Annotated in this window: 1 protein-coding gene; it reads right to left on the reverse strand. The window is 68.7% G+C overall.

Going from position 1 to position 233, the window contains the following annotated elements; translation table 11 throughout:
- On the reverse strand, positions 1 to 233 hold a 233-nt coding region (locus tag KVT37_RS33100; protein ID WP_217579111.1), incomplete at both ends, for a hypothetical protein.

Consider the following 233-nt stretch of genomic DNA (forward strand, 5'->3'; position numbering starts at 1 on the left):
CGGACGTCCTCGACATAGGCGCGCAATTGGCGCGGCGTCAGCCCGCCGGCGGGGTGGGCGAAGATGTTGCCGTGGACGACGCCGGAGCGGGCGTTGAAGAACGGTCCCTGCACGCCTTGCGGAAACTGCGCCTTGTTGTCGTTGCCCATGTTGCGCACCAGAAGCCAGTTCGGCACGACATCGCGCGCCTTGGTGGTGGCCTTCAGGGTTCCGCAGAGGAGGGGCGGGCCGGG

Source organism: Mesorhizobium sp. GbtcB19 (genome assembly GCF_019091085.1).
Classification (GTDB): domain Bacteria; phylum Pseudomonadota; class Alphaproteobacteria; order Rhizobiales; family Rhizobiaceae; genus Mesorhizobium.